This window comes from Burkholderia perseverans (assembly GCF_022870505.1).
In the GTDB taxonomy this organism is placed as follows: domain Bacteria; phylum Pseudomonadota; class Gammaproteobacteria; order Burkholderiales; family Burkholderiaceae; genus Burkholderia; species Burkholderia plantarii.
Map to the genome: position 1 here is coordinate 1,228,049 of NZ_CP045094.1, position 24,819 is coordinate 1,252,867.

Sequence of the window (24,819 nt, forward strand, 5' to 3'; positions counted from 1 at the left end):
GCCATGTCCGAACTCTTCATCGACGGCGACTGGCTCGCCGGCAGCGGTCCCGAATTCGTCTCGCGCAACCCCGGCACCGACGAGGTGGTCTGGCGCGGCGCGAGCGCCTCGGCCGCCGACGTCGAGCGCGCCGTGTCGAGCGCGCGCCGCGCGTTCGCGGCCTGGTCCGCGCTCGGGCTCGACGCGCGCATCGCGATCGTCCAGCGCTTCGCCGCGATCCTCGGCGAACGCAAGGAGGCGCTCGCCGCCGCGATCGGCCGCGAGACCGGCAAGCCGCTCTGGGAAGCGCGCACCGAGGTCGCGACGATGGCCGCCAAGGTCGACATCTCGATCCAGTCGTACCACGAACGCACCGGCGAGAAGCGCGCGCCGCTGGCCGACGGCACGGCCGTGCTGCGGCACCGCCCGCATGGCGTGGTGGCCGTGTTCGGCCCGTACAACTTCCCGGGCCATCTGCCGAACGGGCACATCGTGCCGGCGCTGATCGCCGGCAACGCGGTGGTGTTCAAGCCGTCGGAGCTGGCGCCCGGCGTGGCGCAGGCCACCGTCGAGGCGTGGCGCGACGCGGGGCTGCCGCCCGGCGTGCTGAACCTGGTGCAGGGCGAGAAGGACACCGGCGTCGCGCTGGCCAACCATCGCCAGATCGACGGGCTGTTCTTCACCGGCAGCTCCGACACCGGCACGCTGCTGCACCGCCAGTTCGGCGGGCGGCCCGAGATCGTGCTCGCGCTCGAGATGGGCGGCAACAATCCGCTCGTGATCGGCGAGCTGGCCGACCTCGACGCGGCCGTCCATCACACGATCCAGTCGGCGTTCCTGTCGGCCGGGCAGCGCTGCACCTGCGCGCGCCGCATCTTCGTGCCCGAGGGCGCGCAGGGCGAGCGGTTCCTGGCGCGCTTCATCGAAGTGACGGCAGCCATCACGGCCGATCGCTTCGACGCCGATCCGCAGCCGTTCATGGGCGCGGTGATCTCGGCGCGCGCGGCGGCGCGGCTGGTGGCGGCGCAGGACGCGCTGCTCGCGGCCGGCGCGACGCCGCTGATCGCGATGACGCAGCGCGACGCGCGGCTCGGTTTCGTCAACGCGGCGATCCTCGACGTGAGCGCGGTGCGCGAGCTGCCCGACGTCGAGCATTTCGGCCCGCTCGCGCAGGTGATCCGCTACCGCACGCTCGACGAGGCGATCGAGCGCGCCAACGACACCGCCTACGGCCTGTCGGCGGGCCTGCTGTCCGACGACGCGCGGGCCTGGGAGCAGTTCAGCCGCGGCGTGCGCGCCGGCATCGTGAACTGGAACCGGCCCACCAACGGCGCCTCGTCGGCCGCGCCGTTCGGCGGCACCGGCCGCTCGGGCAACTACCGGCCGAGCGCCTATTACGCGGCGGACTACTGCGCGTACCCGATGGCCTCGGTCGAGAGCGAACGACTGCAGATGCCGGCGAGCCTCTCGCCCGGCCTTCATTTCTGAGCGGAATACGACCATGAACGCAACTGGACACGCCATCGAGGCGAATTTCGACGGGCTGGTCGGCCCGACCCACAACTACGCGGGGCTGTCGTTCGGCAACGTCGCGTCGCTGAACAACGAGAAGTCGGCCGCGAACCCGAAGGCGGCCGCCAGGCAGGGGCTGCGCAAGATGAAGCAGCTGGCCGACCTCGGCTTCGCGCAGGGCGTGCTGCCGCCGCAGGAGCGGCCGTCGCTGCGCCTGCTGCGCGAGCTGGGCTTCTCGGGCAAGGACGCCGACGTGATCGCCAAGGCCGCGCGGCAGGCGCCCGAGCTGCTGGCCGCCGCGAGCTCGGCTTCGGCGATGTGGACCGCCAACGCGGCCACCGTGAGCCCGTCGGCCGACACCGGCGACGGCCGGGTCCACTTCACGCCGGCCAACCTGTGCAGCAAGCTGCACCGCGCGATCGAGCACGAGGCGACGCGCCGCACGCTGTCGGCGATCTTCGCCGACGAGGCGCGCTTCGTGGTTCACGACGCGCTGCCCGGCACGCCGGCGCTCGGCGACGAGGGTGCGGCCAACCACACGCGCTTTTGCAGCGAGTACGGCGCGGCCGGCGTGGCGTTCTTCGTCTACGGCCGCAGCGAATACCGGCGCGGGCCGGAACCGAAGCGCTTCCCGGCGCGCCAGACCTTCGAGGCGAGCCGCGCCGTCGCGCAACGGCACGGGCTGGCCGAGGCGGCGACCGTCTACGCGCTGCAGAACCCCGAGGTGATCGACGCGGGCGTGTTCCACAACGACGTGATCGCGGTCGGCAATCGCGACACGCTGTTCTGCCACGAGCTCGCGTTCGCGGAGCGGCAGGCCGTGTACGACGCGCTGCGCGACGCGCTCGACGCGCGCGGCGCGCAGCTGAAGGTGCTGGAGGTGCCCGACGCGGCGGTCAGCGTGGCCGACGCGGTCGGCTCCTACCTGTTCAACAGCCAGCTGCTGACGCGCGCCGACGGCAGGCAGGTGCTGGTGGTGCCCCAGGAGTGCCGCGAGAACGAGCGCGTGGCGCGCTACCTCGACGCGCTCGCGGCCGGCCACGGGCCGATCGACGAGGTGCGGGTGTTCGACCTGCGCGAGAGCATGAAGAACGGCGGCGGCCCGGCCTGCCTGCGGCTGCGCGTGGTGCTGAACGACGCCGAGCGCGCCGCGGTGCGGCCCAGGGTCTGGATCGACGACGCGCTGTTCGGCTCGCTCGACGCCTGGATCGAGCGGCACTATCGCGACCGGCTCGCGCCGTCCGACCTGGCCGATCCGGCGCTGCTCGATGAATCGCGCACCGCGCTCGACGAACTGACGCAGATCCTGCGGCTGGGCTCGCTCTATGACTTCCAGCGCTGATCGCGGCGGCGTGCCCGCCTGGCTTGATGATTTCCTCGCGAGTGTGCTCGCGGGCGACACGCCGGATGTAGCCGAAGGCGTCTGCGCGGGCGGCGTGGTGCATTACGCGTGGCGCGGCGAGGGGCTGCTCGAATTCACGCCGGCGCGGCCGCTCGACGTGAACGAGGCGAACGCGGCGGCCCCGCACGCGCTGCTGATCTCGGCCGGCGTACACGGCGACGAGACGGCGCCGATCGAGCTGCTGTCGGCGATCGTGCGCGACCTCGCGCATGGCGCGCTGCCGCTCGCCTGCCGGCTGTTGATCGGGTTCGGCCATCCGGCCGCGATGCGCGCCGGCACGCGCTATCTCGACGACGACCTGAACCGCCTGTTCAACGGCCGCCATGCCGCGCTCGCCGGCAGCCGCGACGCACCGCGCGCGGCCCGGCTCGAGGCGGCCGCCGTCGAGTTCTTCGCGCCGGCGCCGGGGCGGCGCGCCGCGCGCTGGCACCTCGACCTGCATACCGCGATTCGCGCCTCGGCGTTCGAGCAGTTCGCGCTGCTGCCGCACACGGGCGAGGCGCCGTCGCGCGCGCTGCTCGACTGGTTCGGCGCGGCGCGGATTCCCGCCGTGCTGCTGCACACCGAGCGCGGCAACACCTACTCGCAGTTCACGGCGAGCGCCTGCGGGGCGCTGGCCTGCACGCTCGAACTGGGCAAGGTGCGGCCGTTCGGGCAGAACGACCTGACGCGTTTCGCCGGCGCCGACGCCGCGCTGCGGCGGCTGATCGCCGGTGCCGGGTCCGGTGCGGACACGGCTGCCGCCGTTGCGCTGCCGCGCGTGTTCACCGTGATCGGCCAGATCACGAAGCAGAGCGAGGCGTTCGAGCTGTTCGTCGCGCGCGACGTGCCGAACTTCACGCCGTTCGCGCGCGGCACGCTGCTCGCGCGCGACGGCGACTACCGCTACCTGGTGTCGCATGACGAGGAGCGCATCGTGTTTCCGAACCCGTCGGTCAAGCCGGGCCTGCGCGCCGGGCTGTTGGTGGTCGAGACGACCGCGGCCACGCCGGCCGCGCCCGGCTGACTTCACGCCCGGCGTCGACGTCACATGGCGGAGCACGAGCCGAACCGTCCGGCCCGCCCGACATCGCGCCGATATCGCGCGCGGCACCGGGCGCGGGGTCGGCCTCGCATGGCGGTACAATCGCGCCCTCGCGGCGGCATCCGCCGCCCACGCGTTGGTCCGGACGGCGCGCCCACGAGGCGCGGCCGGTCCGGTTGTCGTAGCACCCTGACTGAAGCAATAGCGAGGAGAGCATCCCAATGAAGTTGAACTGGCGAAAGATGGCCGCATGCGCGGTGGCGACGGCCGCCGCGGTGTCCACCCTGTCGGGCGCGCACGCGGCCGACCTCAAGCAGATCCGTTTCGGCGTCGAGGCGTCGTATGCGCCGTTCGAATACAAGACGCCCGACGGCAAGCTCGCCGGTTTCGACGTCGATGTCGGCAATGCCGTCTGCGCGAAGCTGAAAGTGCCGTGCGTGTGGGTCGAGAACGACTTCGACGGCCTGATCCCGGCGCTGCAGGCGCGCAAGTTCGACGCGATCAACTCCGACATGACGATCACGCCGCAGCGGCTGCACGCGATCGCGTTCACCGATCCGATCTACTCGATCCCGAACCAGCTGATCGCGAAGAAGGGCAGCGGCCTGCTGCCGACGCCGGCCTCGCTGAAGGGCAAGCGCGTGGGCGTGCTGCAGGGCACGATCCAGGAAGCCTACGCGAAGGCGCGCTGGGCGCCGGCCGGCGTCGAGGTGGTGCCGTACCAGACCCAGGATCTGGCCTACGCCGACTTGCAGTCGGGCCGGCTCGACGCGACGTTCCAGGATTCGGAAGCGGGTGCCAAGGGCTTCCTGTCGAAGCCGCAGGCCGCCGGCTTCGCGTTCGCCGGCCCGCAGGTGGTGGATGCCGAGATCCTCGGCACGGGCGTCGGCTACGGCCTGCGCAAGAACGACACGGCGCTGCGCGCCGCGCTCAACCAGGCGCTGAAGGAACTGAAGGCGGACGGCACGATCGATGCGCTCGCGAAGAAGTATTTCAGCGTCCCGGTGGTGCTGAAGTAAGCGGATGCGGCGCGTCCGACGCCGCCAAAACAGAAAGGCCGGCGCTCCCGATCGAGGGGGGCAGTTCCGCAGCGCCGGCCTTTTTCACGGGCTTTCGGCCGGCCTTCGCGCCGGTCGTTTCGATATGAACGTATCGGCGCTCAGGCCATGCCGGTGTCGGACTTCGTGAAGAAGCGGCCCAGTTCGACGCCGATGTGGTTCAGCGTGGCCATGTCGCGATGCGAGATGCGCCGGGTCGGCTGCGCGCCGGACCAGTCGCCGTAGAGCAGCGCGACGCAACGCTCGCCGGCGCGCACCGGCAGCAGCACGAAGCCGTGGACGTTGTGGAACGTGTCGCGGTACCAGCCCGGCAGGCGCCGCAGCATCTTCGGCTCGTGCGCGTCCTCGATGAAGATGCCGACCGAGTTCGAGATCGCCAGATGGAACACGTCGGGCTCGAAGGTCTCGTGAAAGCGCATCCGGCCGAGCGCGGCCTCGACGCCGTAGCCGAAGCCGAGCTTCGCGGCGAACGTGCCGTCCTCGCCGCGCACGAACATCACCGTGCGGCTCAGTGCGAGGCTGGCCAGCACGCTTTCGGAGGCGAGCGCGAGCACCGGCTCCTGATGGTTCTCGGACGGCAGGGCGCGCAGATCGGCCAGGCCCGTGTCGAGCGTCGCCTGCGGTTCGGCCGCGGCGCGTTCGAGCGCGGCCGCGTTGGCGCGCAGGGCGACGATCTCGCGCAGCACGGTGTCGCTGGTCTCGTCGAGCGCGAGTTCGCGCGCGATCTCCAGCAGCGCGTCCGCGTCGATGTCGAGCGTCGGCGTGAAGCGCTGCGCGAGCGCGGCCAGGCGCGCGTCGCGCTGCACCGTGGTGAGGCCGGGCGCGGTCATCACGGCCGCCACCTCGGTCGAGCAGTCGCTGACGGCGCGCAGCCACTGGCGCCGCTCGTGATCGGCGCGGTCGATATGCGCGTCGAGGTCGCCATGGCCCTCAGGCTCCTCGTGCGGATCGAACGGGGCGATGCTGGCGCGGATCGTGTCGGGCAGCCGCCAGCGCGTGGCGGCTTCGCGGCCGATCTCGTCGAAGCCCACGCCGAGCACGTCGGCGCAGGCCGCGGCCTCGTCGACGCCGAGCTCGGCCGCGCGCTGGCGGATCGCATCCCATTCGCCGTCGAGGTAGAACACCACCAGCAGCTTGCCGACCTGGCGCATCAGCGTGCAGACGGTGGCTTCCTCGCCGGCGCGCAGGTCGGAATCCTCGGTCAGGCGGCGCGCCACGCAGCCCGAGAGCAGCGCACGGTTCAGTTCGAGCTTCGCGTCGATGCGCTGCGAGGCGCTCTGGTGGAAATGGTCGACGAGCTTGAGGCCGACCACCAGGTGGCCGACCGCATCCATGCCCAGCACCATCAGGGCGCGGGTCACGGTGGTGATGTTGCCGCCGAACGCGATGTACATCGCCGAGTTCGCGAGCCGGATCACCTTCTGGGTCAGCGCGAAGTCGGACAGCACGACGCCGACCAGCGCCGTGAAATCGAGATTGTCGCCGTCGATTGCGGCCATCGTCGCGCGCAGCGAATCCGACAGCATCGGAAAATCGCCACGCTCGTTCATGCGTGCCCACAGCTTGTCGAGCAGCGCTGCTTTCGGCAGGTGTTCGGTGAATGTCGTCATACGGTTATGGCTCGGTCGCGGCCGTCAGGCCGGTTCGCGCACGTGAAGCTGGCGAGCCTCGAAACGCTGGGCGAGTTCGTCGGACGGCAGTGCGCGGCAAACCAGCCAACCCTGGATATGATCGCAACCCATTTCAGTCAACAGCGCACGCTGGGCCTCGGTTTCGACGCCTTCGGCGACGAGTTCGAGGTCGAGCGTCTGTGCAAGTCCGACGACGGCCGACACGATCGCGCGATCGTTGCGCGACGTCAACAGATTTTCGACGAAACTGCGATCGATCTTGAGCCGGGCGAGCGGAAACCGTTGCAAATACGCAAGGCTCGAGTAACCGGTGCCGAAGTCGTCGACGGCGAAACGAATCCCCAGCGCGGCCACTTCCTCGAGCAGCGCCTTGGCTCCGACCGGGTCGTGCATCAGCAGGCTCTCGGTGATCTCGAGCACGATCCGCTGCGGGCTGATGCCGGTCAGCGCGATCGCCTCGCGCACGCCCTGCACGAAACGCGGATCGCGGAACTGCTGCGGCGAGACATTGACGGCCACGTATTCGAGCGCGATGCCCTGGTCGTCCCACTGCACGATCTGCATGCAGGCGGCCTTCAGCACCCAGTTGCCCAGATAGTGGATCAGCCCGATCGATTCGGCGAGCGGGATGAAGGTGGCGGGCGGCACCATGCCGTGGACCGGATGGTGCCAGCGGATCAGCGCCTCGACGCCGGCCACCGCGCCGGTGCGGCTCTCGGTGATCGGCTGGAAGTGCAGCGAGAATTCGCCGTTGCGCACGCCGTCGTAGAGATCGGCCTCGAGCTTGAGGCGCTCGGCGTCGGTCGGGTCGGCTGCGGTCTGGTGGAACGCCAGCGTGTTGCCGCCGAGCGCCTTGGCCTGCGACAGCGCGTGGTCGGCGCGGCGCAGCAGCGGGCTGTGGTTCTGCGCGCGCTGGCTGCCGGGGCGCTCGTCGGGGTACAGCGCGATGCCGATGCTGGCCGACAGGTGGACCGACTGGCCGTCGTAGCGGTAGGGCGGCTGGATCGCCGCCTGCAGCCGGCGCGCCAGTGCCTGCGCCTGCTCGCGCGCCTGGTCGGGGTCGGGCGCGCCGAACACGATCGCGAACTTGTCGCTGGCCACGCGCGCGAGGCGTTCGTGGCCGGCGATCACCGAGCGCAGCCGCTGGGCGGTGTCGCGCAGCAGCACGTCGCCGGCGTCGTAGCCGAGCCCGCGGTTGATGCGCTGGTAGTCGTCGAGGTCGAGCAGCAACAGCGCCGCGCAGCTGCCGTCCTCGTCGGCCTCGCGCTGCGCCTCCATCAGCCCCGGGATCAGCGCCGACAGGTTGTCGAGCCCCGTCATCGGGTCGTGATGCATCTCGTAGGTCAGGCGCGCCTCGAGCGCGCGCCATGCCGAAACGTCGAACGCGGCGATCGCGAAGCCGTCCACGCCGGCGTGCCGGCTGCGCACCGCGCGCAGCTCGACGTCGAGCGGATAGGTCAGCGACTTGACGATGCAGACCGTCGCCTTTTCGACATGGCCGGTCTGGTTCGCGCGTGCGAGCAATGCCTCGAGCGTCGCGGTATCCTGCTCGGGGATCAGGTCGCGCAGCGTCAGCGTCCGCAGATAATCGCGGTGATAGCCGATGAAGCGCAGGCTGGCCTCGGAGACGTACAAAAACCGCAGGTCGCGGTCGACGTGGGCGAGAAAATCGACAGCGCCGACGGTCTGTTCGAGCCAATGTCGGACGGTGTCGTCATCGCGTGGGGCGCTGGCGCGGGCAGGCATCAATGCGCCGCCGGACCACGCGAGTCGGCGCAGCGCGCGGAGGGCGTGATGCCATGCGCTCTTGCGGGGCGACGTGTTCCTGTAGGCTTCCATGTTTCTCGCTGGCTGGTGAGGCTGGAACCGTTGGTTCGGTTGCAATAACGGCTATCGGCCACGATTCTTTAGCGAGTGGTGCGGGATTGGTATGCAAGCCGCCTCGTTCGCTCGCCAGATTGTTCGGCAGGCGAACGGGGCGGATTCGGGATCATCTGGGACTTTATTGAAAACGAGGAACGAAATGAAGCGGAAAATAGTGTCGACCCTCGCCGTCGCGATGCTTGCGATGCATGCGCTCGTCGCGCAGGCGGTGCTGAAAGCCGGCGATACGGCGCCCGAGTTCACGACCCAGGCGTCGCTGGGCGGCAAGACCTACTCGTATTCGCTGGCCAGCGAGCTGAAGAAGGGGCCGGTGGTGCTGTACTTCTATCCGGCCGCGTTCACCACCGGCTGCACGATCGAGGCGCACGCGTTCGCCGATGCCGTGGACGAGTACAAGCAATACGGCGCGACCGTGATCGGCGTGTCGGCCGACAACATCGGCACGCTGACGAAGTTCTCGGTCAGCGAGTGCCGCAGCAAATTCCCGGTCGCCGCCGACCCGAATGCGAAGATCATCCGCGAATACGATGCGAAGCTGCCGGCCGTGGAGCGCGCGAACCGCATTTCGTACGTGATCTCGCCGGAAGGCAAGGTGCTCTACGAGTACACGAGCATGGCGCCGGACAAGCACGTCGAGAACACGCTGAACGCCGTCAAGGCGTGGGCGGCTGCCCACAAGACGCAGTAAGGCCGTCGAGAGGCCGCTTCCGGGGCTCGGCGCGGGTTCGGGACGTAGGCCGTGGCACCGGCCGCGGGCGCCCCGTTTGCGGCCCGCCAAGGGGCTCGGGAAGCGAGGCGGGAGGCGACGGGAGGGCGGGGCGGTGTGGGCGGTATGGCGGCGAAGCAGGACGCTGCGGCGGTGCTGCCCGATGCCATGGCTGGCCCGGTGCGGGCCGTTGCGGCGGTGCCTTGGACGGTGGCGGCGTCCGTCTCGTCCGGTGCCGTCCGGGGCTTCATTGGTCGCTGCTGGCCGCCATCGATCGCCATCGATCGCTTGAAGCGGCTTCGCCGGCCCGGGTCATGCGAGGTGCCGGCTGCCGGCCGCTCGGCCGGATCGTGGCGCGCCGGCGCCGTCGCCCGGTTCAGGCTCGCAGCGCCTGTTCGATCGGACTGCCGCCGCCGATGAAACCGATCGTCTTGCGCGAGATGCCGAGCTTGATCGCCTCGACGGCGGCCCACGCCACGTCCTGCCGCGCCACCGGCGTGGCGCCGTCCTGCCAGCGGTCGGTCAGCGCGATCTTGCCGACTCCGGGCGCGTCCGACAGCGTGCCGGGCCGCAGGATCACGTAATCGATGCCGGACGCGATCACGCGTTCGTCGCCCTCGCGCTTCATCCGCGAATAGTGGACGAGCCAGTCCGGGCCGCGCTCGGGCGCGTAGGCCGTCAGCGAACTGATCACCACCAGCTTCTGCACGTTGCGCGCCTTCGCGTAATCGGCCGCACGCCCGACCGCGTCGCGGTCGATCGCGATTTCCTCCGGCGCGCCGTCCGCCTCGGCCGAGCCGGCCGCGTAGATCGCGTGCGTGATGCCGTCGAACGCGGCCGAGAAATCGTCGTTCAGGTCGGCCACCACCACCTTCGTGCGCGGCGGCGCGAAGCCGGGCCGGCGCACCAGCGCCGTCAGTTCGAAATCCCGCTGCTCGAGCAGCAGGTCCGCGAGCGCGCGGCCGGTTCGGCCGGTGGCGCCGATCAGCAGAATCTTCATCGACATGAAACCGCTCCTTCGATAACGCCGCGTCGGGTCCGGCCGCGCCGGGCGACGCAGGACTCGTCAGTGTATGCCGAATCCGCGGCGCTCCGCAGGCGCGGCGACGGCGGTCGGCCGATCAGCCGGGGGCGGCGGGTGGGACGCGGCAGGCCGTTCGTCATCTTACAGAAAGCCGACGGAAATGCGAGCGGCCGGCGGGGCCGCACCGGTGAGCGCGCGAAAAAGGGGAAGAGGCGAAGAGGAGAAAGCGAAGGGGAGGCGGCGAGGGCGACTCGGGCGAACGGCGAAGCGGCGAGCCCGAAGGTATCCCGGCGCCGGGCGGCCTGCCTCGCCCGCCCGGCGCCGTGCCGCGTCACTCGCTCGCGCCTGCCGGCCGAGGCGGCGGCGGATTGCGGCGCGCGCGGCGCCGTTCGGCCGCCACGCGGATCCGGTCCATGTAGAGATAGACGACCGGCGTGGTGTAGAGCGTGAGCATCTGCGAGACGATCAGCCCGCCGACGATCGCGATGCCGAGCGGCGCGCGCAGCTCGGCGCCGTCGCCATGGCCGAACGCGAGCGGCAGCGCGCCGAGCAGCGCGGCCATGGTGGTCATCATGATCGGCCGGAAGCGCAGCCGGCAGGCCTCGTGGATCGCGTCGAACGACGATTTGCCGTGCCGCGACGCGTCGATCGCGAAGTCCACCATCATGATCGCGTTCTTCTTGACGATGCCGATCAGCAGGATCACGCCGATCAGCCCGATGATGCCGAACTCGGTCTTGAACAGCAGCAGCCCGAGCAGCGCGCCGACGCCGGCCGACGGCAGCGTCGAGAGGATCGTCACCGGATGGATGTAGCTCTCGTAGAGCATGCCGAGCACGATGTAGATCGCCGCGATGGCCGCCGCGATCAGGAACAGCTGGTCGTGCAGCGCCTGTTCGAAGGCCTGCGCGGTGCCCTGGAAGCTGCCGGTGATGGTGGGCGGCATGCCGAGCTCGGCCATGGTCTGGTAGATCGCCTGGGTCGCGTCCGACAGCGCCACGCCGGGCGGCAGGTTGAACGAGATGGTGGTCGCCACGAACAGGCCCTGGTGGCTGACCGACAGCGGCGTGGTGCTCGGCCCGAACGAGGCGATCGCCGAGAGCGGGATCATGGTGGACTGCGAGGTCGAGACGGCCGCGCCCGACGACGCGCTCGACTTGCCGCTCGAGGCGATCGAGTTCAGCGCCGCGTTGCGCGCCGAGTCGCTGGCGATCGCGGCCGCGCTGGTCGCGCTGGTGCCGGCCGTGCCGGTGCCGGCGGCGCTGCCCGAACTCGTGCTCGCGCCGGTGCTCGCCGCGACGAAGGTGCCGGCCGAGGCGTTGGTGGTCTGCGAGCCGTTGGCGGTGCCGCCCGAGGTGCTGACGTACACCTGCTTGAGCATCTCCGGATCCTGCCAGTACTTCGGCGCGACCTCCATGATCACGTGGTACTGGTTCAGCGGGTTGTAGATGGTCGACACCTGGCGCTGGCCGAACGCGTCGTAGAGCGTGTTGTCGATCTGCGCGGGCTTGATGCCGAAGCGCGCCGCGGTGGCGCGGTCGATCGTGACCATCGCCTCCAGGCCGCCCTGCTGCTGGTCGGAGTTCACGTCGGCGAGCTTCGGGTTGCGCTGCAGCGCCTCGGTCAGCTTCGGTCCCCACTGGTAGAGCTCGGTCGTCGAATCGGCGAACAGCGTGAACTGGTACTGCGCGTTCGACTGCCGGCCGCCCACCCGCAGGTCCTGCGCGGCCTGCAGGAAGGTGCGCGCGCCGGCCACGCGAGCCAGCTTCGGGCGCAGCTCGGCGATCACCTGGTCGGCCGACTTCTTGCGGCCGGGCTTGTCCTTGAGCGAGACGAACATGAAGCCGGCATTGGTGGCGCGCCCGCCGCTGAAGCCGGCCACGCTCGCCACGTTCGGATCGGACCGGACGATCTGCATCATCTCGGTGAACTTGACCTGCATGGCCTGGAACGAGGTGGACTGGTCGGCCTGGATCCCGCCGATCATCATGCCGGTGTCCTGCTGCGGGAAGAAGCCCTTGGGTACCTTCACGTAGAGCAGCACGTTCAGCGCGACGGTGGCCGCCAGCGACAGCAGGATCAGGCGCGGATGGCGCAGCGCCCACAGCACCGACACGTCGTAGCCGTGCTGCAGCCGGTTGAAGCCGCGTTCGAGCCAGCGCGCGAAGCGGCCTTCCTCGCGATGCGCGTCGGCCTCGGGCAACAGGCGCGCGCACATCATCGGCGTGAGCGTGAGCGAGACGATCAGCGACACGCCGATCGCGAGCGACAGCGTCAGCGCGAACTCGCGGAACAGCCGGCCGATGATGCCGCTCATCAACAGGATCGGCAGGAACACCGCCACCAGCGAGAGGCTGATCGACAGCACCGTGAAGCCGACCTCGCGCGCGCCGTCGAGCGCGGCCTGCATGCGCGACTTGCCGCTCTCGATGTGGCGCGAAATGTTTTCCAGCACCACGATCGCGTCGTCCACCACGAAGCCGGTGGCCACGATCAGCGCCATCAGCGAGAGGTTGTCGATCGAGAAGCCGAGCAGATACATCGCGCCGAACGTGCCGATGATCGAGATCGGCACGGCCACGCTCGGGATCAGCGTGGCGCGCCAGTTGCGCAGGAACAGGAACACCACCATCACCACCAGCCCCACCGCGATCAGCAGCGTGTGCTCGGTGTCGGTCAGCGAGGCGCGGATCGTCTTCGAGCGGTCCAGCACGGGCGTCACGTCGATGTCGGCGGGCATGCCGGCCTTCAGCTGAGGCAGCGCGGCCTTCACGCTGTCCACCGCGTCGATGATGTTGGCGCCGGGCGAGCGGTAGAGGATCACCAGCACCGCGTGCTTGCCGTTGGCGAGGCCGATGTTGCGCAGATCCTCGACCGAATCGACCACGCTGCCCACGTCCGACAGGCTCACCGCCGCGCCGTTGCGGTAGGCGATCACCATATCGCGGTACTGCGCGGCGGCCGAGGCCTGGTCGTTGGTGTAGAGCTGGTAGTGGTTCGGGCCGAACTCGATGGCGCCCTTCGGGCTGTTGGCGTTGGCCGAGGCCAGCGCGGCGCGCACGTCTTCCAGGCCGATGCCGTAGTGGAACAGCGCGTGCGGTTCGAGCTCGATGCGCACCGCCGGGTTCGCGGAGCCCGACACGTCCACCTCGCCGATCCCGTCGATCTGCGAGAGCGCCTGCTGCAGCACCGTGGAGGCCGCATCGTAGAGCCGCGCGGGCGAGGCGGTGTCGGAGGTCACCGACAGCACCATGATCGGCGAATCCGCCGGGTTGACCTTCTTGTAGGTGGGATTGCTCTTGAGGCTGGCCGGCAGGTCCGCGCGCGCCGCGTTGATGGCGGCCTGCACGTCGCGCGCGGCGCCGTCGATGTCGCGGTCGAGTCCGAACTGCAGGATGATCCGCGCGCTGCCGACCGAGCTCGTCGAGGTCATCTCGGTGACGTCGGCGATCGAGCCGAGATGCCGTTCGAGCGGGCTCGTCACGCTGGTGGCGACGGTGTCGGGGCTCGCGCCCGGCAGCGAGGCCGACACCGAGATGGTCGGGAAATCGACCTGCGGCAGCGGCGAGACCGGCAGCTTCACGAACGCGAACAGCCCCGACAGCGCGATGCCGAGCGCGAGCAGGGTGGTCGCGATCGGGCGGTGGATGAACAGGCGCGACAGGTTCATGGCTTACGCGCCCGTGCCGTTCGCGTCACCGCCGGGGGCCGACCGGCGCCGCTCGAACGCGCGGCGCACGCGGCGCGCGAGCGAGTCGAAGCCGAGGTAGATCACCGGCGTGGTGAACAGCGTCAGCACCTGCGAGACGATCAGCCCGCCCGCGATCGCGATCCCGAGCGGCTGGCGCAGCTCGGAGCCGGCGCCCGAGCCGACGATCAGCGGCACCGCGCCGAGCAGCGCCGCGAGCGTGGTCATCAGGATCGGCCGGAAGCGCAGCAGGCAGGCCTGGTAGATCGCCTCGCGCGGCTGCTTGCCTTCCACGCGTTCGGCCTCGAGCGCGAAGTCGATCATCATGATCGCGTTCTTCTTGACGATGCCGATCAGCAGCACGATGCCGATGATGCCGATGATGTCGAGGTCGTGCCCGGTGACGATCAGCGCGAGCAGCGCGCCGACCCCGGCCGACGGCAGCGTCGAGAGGATCGTGATCGGATGGATGTAGCTCTCGTAGAGCACGCCCAGCACGATGTACATCGTCACCACCGCCGCGAGGATCAGGAACAGCTGGTTCGACAGCGAGGACTGGAACGCCAGCGCGGCGCCCTGGAAGCGCGTCTGGAACGAGGCCGGCAGCGCGAGCGCCTTCTCGGCCGAGACGATCGCCTTCACGCCCTCGCCGAGCGAGGCGCCCGGCGCGAGGTTGAACGACACCGTGGTGGCCGGGAACTGGCCGAGGTGGGTGACCAGCAGCGGGGCGGGGCGCTCGTGGAACTTGGCGATCGACGACAGCGGCACCTGCCCGCCGCCCGCGGCCGGCAGGTAGATGCCGTTCAGCGACTCGGCGTAGTGCTGCATCCGCGGCTCGGCCTCGAGGATCACGCGGTACTGGTTCGACTGCGTGAAGATGGTCGAGACGATGCGCTGGCCGAACGCGTCGTAGAGCGCGTTGTCGACGGTGGCCGGCGTGATGCCGAAGCGCGCCGCGGTGGCGCGGTCGATCTCGACGTACACCGACTTGCCGTTGGCCTGCAGGTCGGTGGCCACGTCGGCCAGCGCCGGCTCGTGCTGCAGCTGGCGCACCAGCTTCGGCACCCAGGTGGCGAAGTCGTCGGGGTTCGGGCTCGTCAGCATGAACTGGTACTGCGTCGGGCTGACCGTCGAGTCGATCGTCAGATCCTGCACCGGCTGCATGTAGAGCGAGATGCCGGGCAGGTCCGCCACCTCCTGCTGCAGGTCGCGGATGATCGCGGTGGCCGACTCGCTGCGGTCGTCGCGCGGCTTCAGGTTGATCAGCATGCGGCCGCTGTTGAGCGTGATGTTCGAGCCGTCCACGCCGATGAACGAGGTCAGGCTGTCGACGTTCGGATTCTTCAGGATGCGCGCGGCCAGCGCCTGCTGGCGCTCGGCCATCGAACCGTAGGAGACCGCCTGCGGCGCCTGCGTGATGGCCTGGATCACGCCGGTGTCCTGCACCGGGAAGAAGCCCTTCGGCACGAACACGTAGAGCAGCGCGGTCAGTGCCAGCGTGAGCAGCGCCACCACCAGCGTGGCGGCCTGCCGGTCGAGCACCCAGCGCAGCGCGGTGGCGTAGCGCGCGATCACGTAGTCGATCGCCGCGTGGACGCGCGTCTCGAAGCGGTGCTGGCCCTTCGGCGGCGTGTGGCGCAGCAGCTTCGCGCACATCATCGGCACCAGCGTCAGCGACACCACGGCCGAGATCACGATGGTCACGGCCAGCGTGATCGCGAACTCGTGGAACAGGCGTCCCACCACGTCGCCCATGAACAGCAGCGGGATCAGCACCGCGATCAGCGAGACCGTCAGCGAGATGATGGTGAAGCCGATCTGCCGCGAGCCCTTCAGCGCCGCCTCGAGCGGACTCTCGCCTTCCTCCACGTAGCGCGCGACGTTCTCGATCATCACGATCGCGTCGTCCACCACGAAGCCGGTGGCGATGGTCAGCGCCATCAGCGAGAGGTTGTTCAGCGAGAAGCCGGCCAGGTACATCACGGCCAGCGTGCCGATCAGCGAGAGCGGCACCGACAGGCTCGGGATGATGGTGGCGTAGACGTTGGCGAGGAACAGGTACATCACCAGCACCACCAGCACCACCGAGAGCATCAGCTCGAACTGCACGTCGCGCACCGCGGCGCGGATCATGGTGGTGCGATCGGTGACGATCTGCACGTCGAGCGCGGCGGGCAGCGTTTCCTGCAGCTTCGGCAGGATCGCCTTGATGCTGTCGACGGTCTGGATCACGTTCGCGCCGGGCTGGCGCTGCACGTTCACGATGATCGCCGGCTCCGCGTCCACCCAGGCGCCGAGCTTGGTGTTCTCGGTGCCCGCCACCACCTTCGCGACGTCGGTCAGCATCACCGGCCGGCCGTTCTTGTAGGCCACCACCGCGCTGTTGTACTGGTCGGCGCTGGTCAGCTGGTCGTTCGCGTTGATCGTGTAGGCGCGCGTCGGGCCGTCGAAGTTGCCCTTCGGCGTGTTGACGTTGAGGTTCGAGATGGTGGTGCGCAGGTCGTCGAGGTTCAGCCCGTACTGCGCGAGCGCGAGCGGGTTGGCCTGGATCCGCACCGCCGGCCGGTTGCCGCCCGACAGGCTCACGAGGCCCACGCCGGAGACCTGCGAGATCTTCATCGCGAGGCGCGTGTCGGTCAGGTCCTGCACCTGCGAGAGCGGCAGCGTCTTCGAGGTGATCGCGAGCGTGAGGATCGGCGCGTCGGCCGGATTCACCTTCGCGTAGATCGGCGGCGCGGGCAGATCCGACGGCAGCAGGTTGCCGGCCGCGTTGATGGCCGCCTGCACTTCCTGTTCGGCGATGTCGAGCGGCAGGTCGAGGCTGAACTGCAGCGTGATCACCGAGGCGCCCGCCGAACTTTGCGACGACATCTGGTTCAGCGACGGCATCTGCCCGAACTGGCGCTCGAGCGGCGCGGTGACCGAGGAGGTCATCACCTCGGGGCTCGCGCCGGGGTAGAAGGTCTGCACCTGGATGGTCGGGTAGTCGACCTCGGGCAGCGCGGCGAGCGGCAGGAAGCGCAGCGCGAGCAGGCCGGCCAGCATGATCGCCGCCATCAGCAGCGCGGTACCGACCGGGCGGAGGATGAAGAGACGTGACGGATTCATCGATCAGGCGTCGTCATTGCGCGGCGGATTGGGACGCGCCGTGATGGCGATGGCCGTGGGCACCGGAGCCGGCGTGCGCCCACGAGGCGCCGGACGCGCCCGACGCCGCCGCGGCACCGGAGGCGCCCGACGCACCGGCCGGATGCTCGGCCGGGATCGTGATCTTCGCGCCTTCGCGCAGCCGGTCCAAGCCGTCGGTGACGACGCGCTCGCCCACCTGCACGCCCTGCGCGATGCTGGTGCGCTCGCCGTCGACCGGGCCGGGCTTGACCTTGCGTACCGTGACCGTGTTGTCGGGCTTGACGATGTAGACGAACTGGCCGATCGAGCCGGTCTGCACCGCGGCGGTCGGCACGATCACCGCGTCGTGCAGCGTGTCGACCAGCAGCCGCGTATTGACGAACTGGTTCGGGAACAGCGCGTTGCCCTGGTTGGCGAAGGTCGCGCGCAGCTTCACGGTGCCGGTGGTGGTGTCGATCTGGTTGTCGAAGGTTTCGAGCGAGCCGGTTTCGAGCGGCACCGTGTTGTTGCGGTTGTAGGCCGTGACCGACAGCGTCCGGCCCGCGTTCACCTGCTTGAGGATCGGCGGCAGGTTGTCTTCCGAGGTGGTGAAGATCACGCTCATCGGCTGCAGCTGCGTGATCACCACGAGGCCGTTGGTGTCGCCGGCCGTCACGTAGTTGCCGGGATCGACCTGGCGCAGGCCGACGCGGCCCGAGACGGGCGCCGTCACGCGTGCGTAGGTCAGGTTCAGCTTGGCCGAATCGATCGAGGCCTGGTCGGTCTTGACGGTGCCTTCGTACTGCTTGACGAGCGAGGCCTGGGTGTCGGCCGTCTGCTGGGCGATCGAGTCCTGCGAGACCAGCGTCTGGTAGCGCTTCAGGTCCAGGCGCGCGGTGGCGAGCAGCGCCTGGTCGCGCGCGAGCGTGCCTTCGGCGGTTTCGAGCGCGACCTGATACGGACGCGGATCGATCTGGGCCAGCACGTCGCCCTTCTTCACCATCTGGCCTTCGGTGAAGTTCACCGACTGCAGGTAGCCGGACAACTGGGTCTTGACCGTCACGTTGGCGAGCGGCGTGACGGTGCCGAGCGCGGACAGCACGATCGGCATCTCGCCGCGCGTGGCGGTGGCGACCTGCACCGGCTGCGGCTGGTTCGCGAACGCGGCCGGGCCGCCATGGCGGCGGCCGCCCGCCTGGCCCGCGGCCTGATCGCCGGCCGGCGCGGCGGACTGCTTCCACGGATGCCACCAGAGCAGCGCCGCGCCGATCACGACGACGGCGACCACGCCGATCACGACCGGCCGGCGGCGATGGCGCGGCGGCGGCGGTTCCTGGGGCGCGGGGGCGGGGGAGCGAGGCGTTTGCGGTTCCTGATTATTCATGTTCGATCTGGCTGACGCTGACGTGAGCGGGCGAGGGAGGCGCCGCGCGAGCCCGCTATCGTAGCGGGCCGCCTCGGGCGGCGAAAGAGCGGAGCGCGCCGGCAGGGCGCGAAGTTGCATGATGCTACGTTGCCGGCCGGGCAATCGTCCAGAGCACTTTCTTTCAACCGTTTACTGCGGTAACGACTTGTTTTCCCGGCGTGACGCCGTGGTGACGCGGCGATGACGTTTCGCTGACGCGAAAGCGGGGGTGGCCCTGACCATCGGCGCCCGTCGGCACGTGGCGCGTCGGCGGCGCGGGGCGGGCATGCGGCGTGCCTCGTGCCTGCTGTCTCGTGCGTCGGAGCGGCGGCCGCCGCGCCATGCCGGGGCGCCACGCCGGCGTACCCGGCCGGGCGCGGTGGTCGTCGTGATCAGCGCGCATGGCGCGGCGGGATCTCGCCGCCGATCTCGCGCGTGATGCTGGCGATGCACTCCTGCATGGCGGGCACGGCGGTCTCGAGCAGCCATTCGGCCGGATACTGCTGCGCGGCGCCGCCGCAATTGACGGCGTAGCGCTGGCCCGACGGACCGACGAAGCCGGCCGCGATCGCGTTGAGCCCATCGCGCCATTCGCCGATCGCGAGCGAATAGCCGTTGCGCAGCGTATCCTCCAGGGCGGCGTTGAGCCGTGCCACCACGAGCGGCCAGTCGTCGCCGTGGGCCGCCTGCAGCGCGCCGAGCAGTTCGCGGCGTTCGTCTTCGTCGAGCGCGGCCAGATAGGCGCGGCCGACGGCGGTGCGTGCGATGTCCATCCGCGAGCCGATCTCGAGCCGCGTGACGAGCACCGCCGAGCGCGGCCGGATCACATCGATCGCGACCATGTCGAGCCGGTCGCGCACGGCGAGGTGGACCGACAGCGAGGTGCGCTCGGCCAGCTCGCTCAGGAACGGCCGCGAGCGGGCGCGGATGTCGAAATTGCGCAGGAAGCCGTTGCTCAGTTCGAGCACCGAGGCGGTCAGCACGAAGCGCTCGCTGTCGGGCAGCCGGAACAGGAAACCGGCGCCGACCAGCGTCGCGGTGATGCGCGAAACGGTCGGTTTCGGGATGCCTGTCAATTCTGTCAGCTCTCGGTTGCTGACCGGAGCGTCCGCCGCCGCGATCCGGCGCAGTACCGCGAGCCCTCTGGCGAGTGCCGAAATCTCGTCCGTGGACGATTCCCGATCTCGTGAAGCGGCAGCTGCGTTATTCAATATCGACACGGAACTCTCTCTTTTTTGCGAAACAAAATTTCAAATTTTCTTAAATAGTACGACAAATGGCGAGTTGTGCATGTTTTAAAGCCAACTTTGCATGTAATGACAAAGTCTCGCCGAGGCCCTGTTTTTTAGGGTTTAATCCGCTGCACATGTCGGAAAATTCACAATCTGACCGTATTTTTCGCTTGACTTGTCATCGGGAAACGGAAAAAATGTACCTGAATTTCGAAACAACGTTTCGCCGAATTTTAGGTAACGGGGTTTCGATGCAGTCTCTCAGGTTCTAGCACGGCCCTCGGAATGGCTAGAACTTTTTTAGCGCCACGGTCCCCCGTGGCGCTTTTTTTTTGTTTTACCGGGAAGCGCTCGATTTCCCAATATGTGAGAAATTGACCGAAAAATGGTCGGTCAACCCGGTGTTTTTCGAGGCGGGGAGCGTGAATCGGGCGCGGGTGCCGCGCCGCGGACACAAGACGCAGCTAACGGCACGAAAAAAAAGCGCGCCGGGAAAGCCCGCGGCGCGCCGTCGTGAATCCCGGCATGAGCCGGTGAAACGATGTTTCAAAAAATAGACAGACCAGTCTCACCCATGATCCTGCGCATTCAAGCCAGGCGAATCGCGGTGGTTTCAGCGGTCAGGTAACCGACGCTCGCGCCGAAACGATCCTTGTAATTGGTGCGCACCAGCGGATCGAGCGTCGCTTTCACCTTGTCGTGAAGCGGCGATTCCCAATCGCCGACGTGCTGAAAGTTGCTCATGATGTAAGTCCAGCCGTTGATTTCATCCACCGCGTGCAGGCCGGTCGATTCGGCGCCGGACGGGCAGGACAGCACGCGCGACAGCGTTTTCGTATCGACCTGGTAGGCCCACAGGAAGTTGTTCACGTGCATGCCGGAATCCTCGCCGATGAACAGCGTGCGCAGCGTCTGCGAGAACTTCAGGTTGTCCGGGTTCGCGATCCGGTCCGCGTTGGCCGTGTTGCCGAGCGCGTCGGCCGTGGCGAGATCCTCGCCCACCAGCGCGGCCGGCGCGCTCATGTCCACCGGCACCCAGTCACTGTCGATCGCCGCGCCCGCGGTGTCGCGCTGGCCGCCCTTCAGGTTCAGCGCATAGACGGCGCCGGACGAAATCTTGCGATCCACCGCCACGTCGCGCGATACCGCGTTGCCCTTCACCATCGAGGTTTCGATTCGCGACATCGCCGTGTAGACCACCTTGTCGCGCGTATCCACCGTCGTGCCCTCGAGCTTCGTGAAGCCCATGCTGGCGCCGATCAGCGCCGCGTAGCGGTGCGTCTCGAGGAACGCCGCGGCCTGCTCCATGCCGGGCTTGATGCGAATCCAGTTGAACTTGCCGCCGTAGTGGATCGGCGTGTAGGACGCGTCGGCCGGATCGGTGGTGGCGAGGTCCATGATGTCCGACGCCGTCAGCGTGTTGGCGAGCGCCTCGATCTCGGCGCTGGTGGCGTGGCCGATGCGCAGCCACGTCAGCGTCGCGGCGCCGGCGCCGGCCGACGAGGTCTGGTTCCACTTCGCCACGTACAGCGTGCCGGCCGACAGGTCCGCCGGCTGGTCGGCGACGAACATGAACAGGCCGCCGTTGGTCGCGTCGTCGCCCATCATCACGGTGCGCTGGTCCGGCATCACCTGGATCAGTTCGTGCGAGATCCGGCCGAGGCAGTAGTGCTTGCGGATCGTGCCGGTGCCGTCGGGATTGACCGTCACCTCGGGCAGGTGGCCGTAGTGGTAGGGGTTCGCCGTGGTCGTGCTGCCGAACGTGTTCTGGCTGAACGCGAGGAACTGCGCGTCGGTGGCGGCCTGGGTCGCGTCCGGCTCGTATTCCTCGCTCGACAGGTGCGTGTTCCAGGGCGACAGGCTCGCGCCGCAGGTGATCCAGAGGCCGTGCGCCGCCGAGGTGTCGACGTTGTGATACTTGACGAGCGTGAGCGCGCCGGTGGCCGGATCCTGATCGAGCGTGAGCACCGCGATCGGCGAGGGCAGCCGGCCGTAGGTCGAATCGCCGTTCTGGTTGCGCGTGGCGTATTCGAACTGCACCACCGCGAACACCGGCTTGCCCTTCACGCCGGCCACGTTCGCGTTGGCGAGCGCGAGCAGCGAACTGCCGTCCGGGCAATCGGAGAAGAACTGGCGCTCGCTGCCGGCCTTCGAGCGATCGACGATCGGCTGGTTGGCGATGTCGTAGTAGCCGCCCGCGAGCAGCGTGCCGCCGTTGCCGTCCGGCACCGGGTCGCCGGTCGTGAAGAACGGCCGGTAGGCGAGCCGGTAGTCGTGCGTGCTGCCGTCGGTGAACGAGACCGACAGCGTCGAGCCGACCGTGGTGGTGGCCATCGCGGCCGGGTTGGCGAGCGTCGGCGCCGGCATCGAGACGAACGCCGCGGCCGCGAAGCTGGCCGCGGGCGTGGGGCCGGTGCCGGGGTTGCCGCCGGCCTGCGGGCCGCTTCCGTCATCGTTGCCGCAGCCGGTCAGCAGCGCGGGCAGGGCGAGGCCGCCGAGCGGCAGCATCGGTGCGCCGACGAGGAGTCTCAGCGCGTGGCGGCGGGAAAGTTGGGTCGGCGCGGTCATGGGGTGTCCAGGTTCGTATCGTGGGCGGGAAGGGAATTTTCCGAAAGCTTCGAGAAAGCTTTGGCGAGCCTGGCGCAGTCTAGGACGCAGATGTGAAGGTAATTTGAATGGCATATGAATGGATTTTCGAATGTTCGGGTGGGTGTCTTGCTCGCAGGGGAGGCGGTGCGGGTGCCGTGTCCGGACGAAGCATGGCGCGCAGGCCGTTGCGCGGCGACGGGTGGCGGAAGCGGAGCCGCTTCCGTCTGGGCCGCCGGCGCAAGGGCGGCGCCGAATCGGCGTTGGATCCGCGCCGGCCGCTCAGTCCGCGTCGTCCGGCTGCGGCGAGGTGGGCCAGTAATGGCTGTCGGGCGTCGAGCGGGCGCCGAAGATCGCCTGGCCCACCCGCACCACGGTGGCACCTTCCTCGATGGCGATCTCGTAGTCGCCGGACATGCCCATTGACAATTCGTCCAGCCGCACGCCGGCGGGCGCCGTCTCGCGCAACCGGTCGCGCAGCGTCCGCAGGCGTGCGAAGCAGGCGCGCACGCGCGTCGCGTTGGCGGAGAACAACGCCAGCGTCATCAGCCCGCGCACGCGCAGCGACGCGTAGGCGGGCAACTCGGCGAGGAACGGCGCGAGCGCGTCGGGCGCGAGGCCGTACTTGCTCGCCTCGTCCGAGGTGTTGACCTGCACGAACACGTCGAGCGCGCGGCCCTCGGCCTGCAGGCGCCGATCGAGCGCCGCGGCCACGCGCAGGCTGTCGAGCGCCTGGAACTCGGCGGCGAAGCGCGCGACGAGCCTGGCCTTGTTGGTCTGCAGATGCCCGATGACCGACCATTGCAGATCGGGCAGGTCGCGCATCGCCTCCCACTTCCCGTATGCCTCCTGCGGCTTGTTCTCGCCCAGCTCGCGACAGCCGGCGGCATAGGCGAGGCGCAGGTGGGCCTCGTCCATGGTCTTGCTCACGGGCAGCAGCCGCACGCTGTCCGGCGCGCGGCCGGCCCGCTGGCAGGCCGCCGCGATGCGCGCGCGTACCGCGTCGAAGTTGGCGCGGAAATCGTCGACCGATTCGGCGCGCGGCCAGCGGTTGTGTTGGTCGTGCCGGGTGGGTGTCGGGACGGACGAATCGCGTTCGGTCATGGCGGGCACCTTTGCTGGTTTTGTCATAGGACAAAAGTCTAGCATGCGGGCCGACCGACGAAGGCGGGCGGGATGTCTCGGGCCGGCTTAGCCGCCGAGGCAGCGCCGCAGATCCTGCGCGAACGTCGCGCACTGCTCCGGCTCGATGTCGGAAATGGTGATGCGCAGCCCGTGGACGCGCTCCTGCACCGAGAACGCCTCGCCGTGCCGCACCAGCCAGCCGAGCGCGGCCAGCTCGGCGACCACGGCGGCGTCGTCGCGCTCGAGCGGCACCCATAGATTGAGCCCGTCGGCGTGGGCGTGGACGCCGATGCCCTCGGCCGTCAAGGCATCGGCCAGCGCCTGCCGGCGGCGCGCGTAGTCGGCCCGGGCCTGCTCCATCAATTCCGCGAAGCCGGGGCGCGTGACCGTCATCTCCACCACGTCCTGCAGCAGATGGCTGACCCAGCTCGTGCCCGATGCGAGGCGCAGGCGCAGGCGCTTCGCGGTCTGCGCGTCGCTCGCGATCGCGGCCACCCGCACGTCGGGGCCGAGCGCCTTGCTGAACGAGCGCACCAGCGCCCAGCGCGCCGCGCCGCGCGGCAGCACCGAGTGATAGCCGGCGGTGGCCAGCGAGGCGAAGTGATCGTCGATCACCACCAGCGTCTGCGGATATTTCACCAGCACGCGCGCGAGCGCGCGGGCGCGTTTCGCGCTCAGGTTGCAGCCGGTGGGGTTGTGGATGCGCGGCGTCAGGATCACGGCCTGCGCGCCCTTCGCGAGCGCCGCCTCCAGCGCCGGAGCCAGCATGCCTTCCGCGTCCACCGGCACGCCGAGCGGCTGGCAGCCGGCCGTGCGCAGCGTGTTGATGCTGCTGAGGAAGCAGGGATTCTCGACCGCGACCTTGTCGCCCGGCACCAGGTAGGCGGCCAGCAGGCGCTCGACGGCATCGACGGCGCCGTGCGCGAGATCGACCTCGAACGGCGCGGGTACGTCGGGCGCCATCCATTTGCGGAGGTAGCTCTCCAGGCCCGGATTGACCGTGGCGGCGCCGTAGAGCCGCGGCTTGTAGGGCCGCACGTGGAACGCGGCCGTCAGGTCCGGCAGCCAGCGGGCGCCCGGATTGCCGCTGGCGAAGTCCATCAGTTGCGTGTCGGCGCGCGCGCCTTCCTGCTCGCCGGGCGTCCCGGGATCGCGGATGGTGGTGCCGAGGCGCCCCTGCGCCTGCGCGATGCCGGCCGTAACGAGCCGCCGGTAGGCCGCGGCCACCGTGTTGCGGTTGACGTCGAGCTCGACGGCCAGATCGCGCACGGGCGGCAGCGAGGCGCCCGGCGGCAGTTGCCCGGACTGCACCAGGGTGCGGATGCCGTCGAAGATTTCAGCCGCGGTCTTGCCTGAGAGTTTCATATGTCCTGGGACATTGGGAGGATCGGAAGCCGCCGGGCCATGCAGGATGCACCCGGCGGCAGTCGCGATTTTGCCCGATTTCGCCACTCC

General features: G+C 69.3%; 15 protein-coding genes. 5 read left to right on the forward strand and 10 right to left on the reverse strand.

From position 1 onward, the window contains the following. Nucleotides 1-3 precede the first annotated feature (3 nt). The 4 genes from astD (at nucleotide 4) to BpN12_RS20185 (ending at nucleotide 4,936) form a co-directional block, all read left to right on the forward strand. Nucleotides 4-1,467, forward strand: a complete 1,464-nt coding sequence (gene astD / locus BpN12_RS20170) for a succinylglutamate-semialdehyde dehydrogenase (RefSeq protein ID WP_246797223.1) — start codon at nucleotides 4-6, stop codon at nucleotides 1,465-1,467. Nucleotides 1,468-1,480: 13 nt separating this feature from the next. Beyond that, nucleotides 1,481-2,833, forward strand: a complete 1,353-nt coding sequence (astB, locus tag BpN12_RS20175) for an N-succinylarginine dihydrolase (RefSeq protein WP_246797224.1) — start codon at nucleotides 1,481-1,483, stop codon at nucleotides 2,831-2,833. Beyond that, entirely contained in the window at nucleotides 2,817-3,899 is a 1,083-nt protein-coding gene (gene astE, locus BpN12_RS20180; RefSeq protein WP_246797225.1) for a succinylglutamate desuccinylase, read from the forward strand. Before astB ends, astE begins: the two co-directional genes overlap by 17 nt. 239 nt (nucleotides 3,900-4,138) lie before the next feature. Then, the gene (locus tag BpN12_RS20185; RefSeq protein ID WP_246797226.1) at nucleotides 4,139-4,936 is read left to right on the forward strand and encodes an ABC transporter substrate-binding protein; all 798 of its coding nucleotides are present in this window, start codon (nucleotides 4,139-4,141) and stop codon (nucleotides 4,934-4,936) included. Nucleotides 4,937-5,076: 140 nt separating this feature from the next. Here BpN12_RS20185 and BpN12_RS20190 read toward each other — a convergent pair whose 3' ends face one another. Together BpN12_RS20190 and cdpA are read right to left on the reverse strand one after the other, a co-directional pair. Then, nucleotides 5,077-6,585 (reverse strand): HDOD domain-containing protein, encoded by a 1,509-nt coding sequence (locus BpN12_RS20190; protein WP_246797227.1) that lies wholly within the window; start codon nucleotides 6,583-6,585, stop codon nucleotides 5,077-5,079. Between the two features lie 24 nt (nucleotides 6,586-6,609). Next, nucleotides 6,610-8,352, reverse strand: coding sequence for a cyclic di-GMP phosphodiesterase CdpA (gene cdpA / locus BpN12_RS20195; RefSeq protein WP_246797228.1), 1,743 nt, complete (start codon nucleotides 8,350-8,352; stop codon nucleotides 6,610-6,612). Between the two features lie 277 nt (nucleotides 8,353-8,629). Here cdpA and BpN12_RS20200 point away from each other — a divergent pair, with 277 nt between their 5' ends. Then, complete coding sequence (locus tag BpN12_RS20200) at nucleotides 8,630-9,178, forward strand: peroxiredoxin (RefSeq protein WP_246797229.1); 549 nt, start codon at nucleotides 8,630-8,632, stop codon at nucleotides 9,176-9,178. Nucleotides 9,179-9,572: 394 nt separating this feature from the next. On the opposite strand, the gene BpN12_RS20205 is transcribed toward BpN12_RS20200, so the two are convergent. The 8 genes from BpN12_RS20205 to ptsJ form a co-directional block, all read right to left on the reverse strand. Beyond that, on the reverse strand, nucleotides 9,573-10,202 hold the full coding sequence (locus tag BpN12_RS20205) for an SDR family oxidoreductase (protein WP_246797230.1): 630 nt from the start codon (nucleotides 10,200-10,202) through the stop codon (nucleotides 9,573-9,575). Between the two features lie 349 nt (nucleotides 10,203-10,551). Next, complete coding sequence (locus BpN12_RS20210; protein ID WP_246797231.1) at nucleotides 10,552-13,890, reverse strand: efflux RND transporter permease subunit; 3,339 nt, start codon at nucleotides 13,888-13,890, stop codon at nucleotides 10,552-10,554. Nucleotides 13,891-13,893: 3 nt separating this feature from the next. Next, on the reverse strand, nucleotides 13,894-17,016 hold the full coding sequence (locus tag BpN12_RS20215; protein ID WP_246797232.1) for an MdtB/MuxB family multidrug efflux RND transporter permease subunit: 3,123 nt from the start codon (nucleotides 17,014-17,016) through the stop codon (nucleotides 13,894-13,896). Between the two features lie 13 nt (nucleotides 17,017-17,029). Beyond that, entirely contained in the window at nucleotides 17,030-18,400 is a 1,371-nt protein-coding gene (locus tag BpN12_RS20220; RefSeq protein ID WP_246797233.1) for an MdtA/MuxA family multidrug efflux RND transporter periplasmic adaptor subunit, read from the reverse strand. A gap of 413 nt (nucleotides 18,401-18,813) precedes the next feature. Further along, entirely contained in the window at nucleotides 18,814-19,641 is an 828-nt protein-coding gene (locus BpN12_RS20225) for an IclR family transcriptional regulator (protein WP_246797234.1), read from the reverse strand. Between the two features lie 600 nt (nucleotides 19,642-20,241). After that, nucleotides 20,242-22,221: a PhoX family protein gene (locus tag BpN12_RS20230; protein WP_246797235.1), complete on the reverse strand. Its 1,980-nt coding sequence runs from the start codon at nucleotides 22,219-22,221 to the stop codon at nucleotides 20,242-20,244. 300 nt (nucleotides 22,222-22,521) lie between these two features. Further along, nucleotides 22,522-23,343, reverse strand: coding sequence for a YggS family pyridoxal phosphate-dependent enzyme (locus BpN12_RS20235; protein ID WP_246797236.1), 822 nt, complete (start codon nucleotides 23,341-23,343; stop codon nucleotides 22,522-22,524). A gap of 87 nt (nucleotides 23,344-23,430) precedes the next feature. Continuing rightward, entirely contained in the window at nucleotides 23,431-24,729 is a 1,299-nt protein-coding gene (gene ptsJ / locus BpN12_RS20240; RefSeq protein ID WP_246797237.1) for a MocR-like B6 salvage transcription factor PtsJ, read from the reverse strand. Nucleotides 24,730-24,819: the final 90 nt, after the last annotated feature.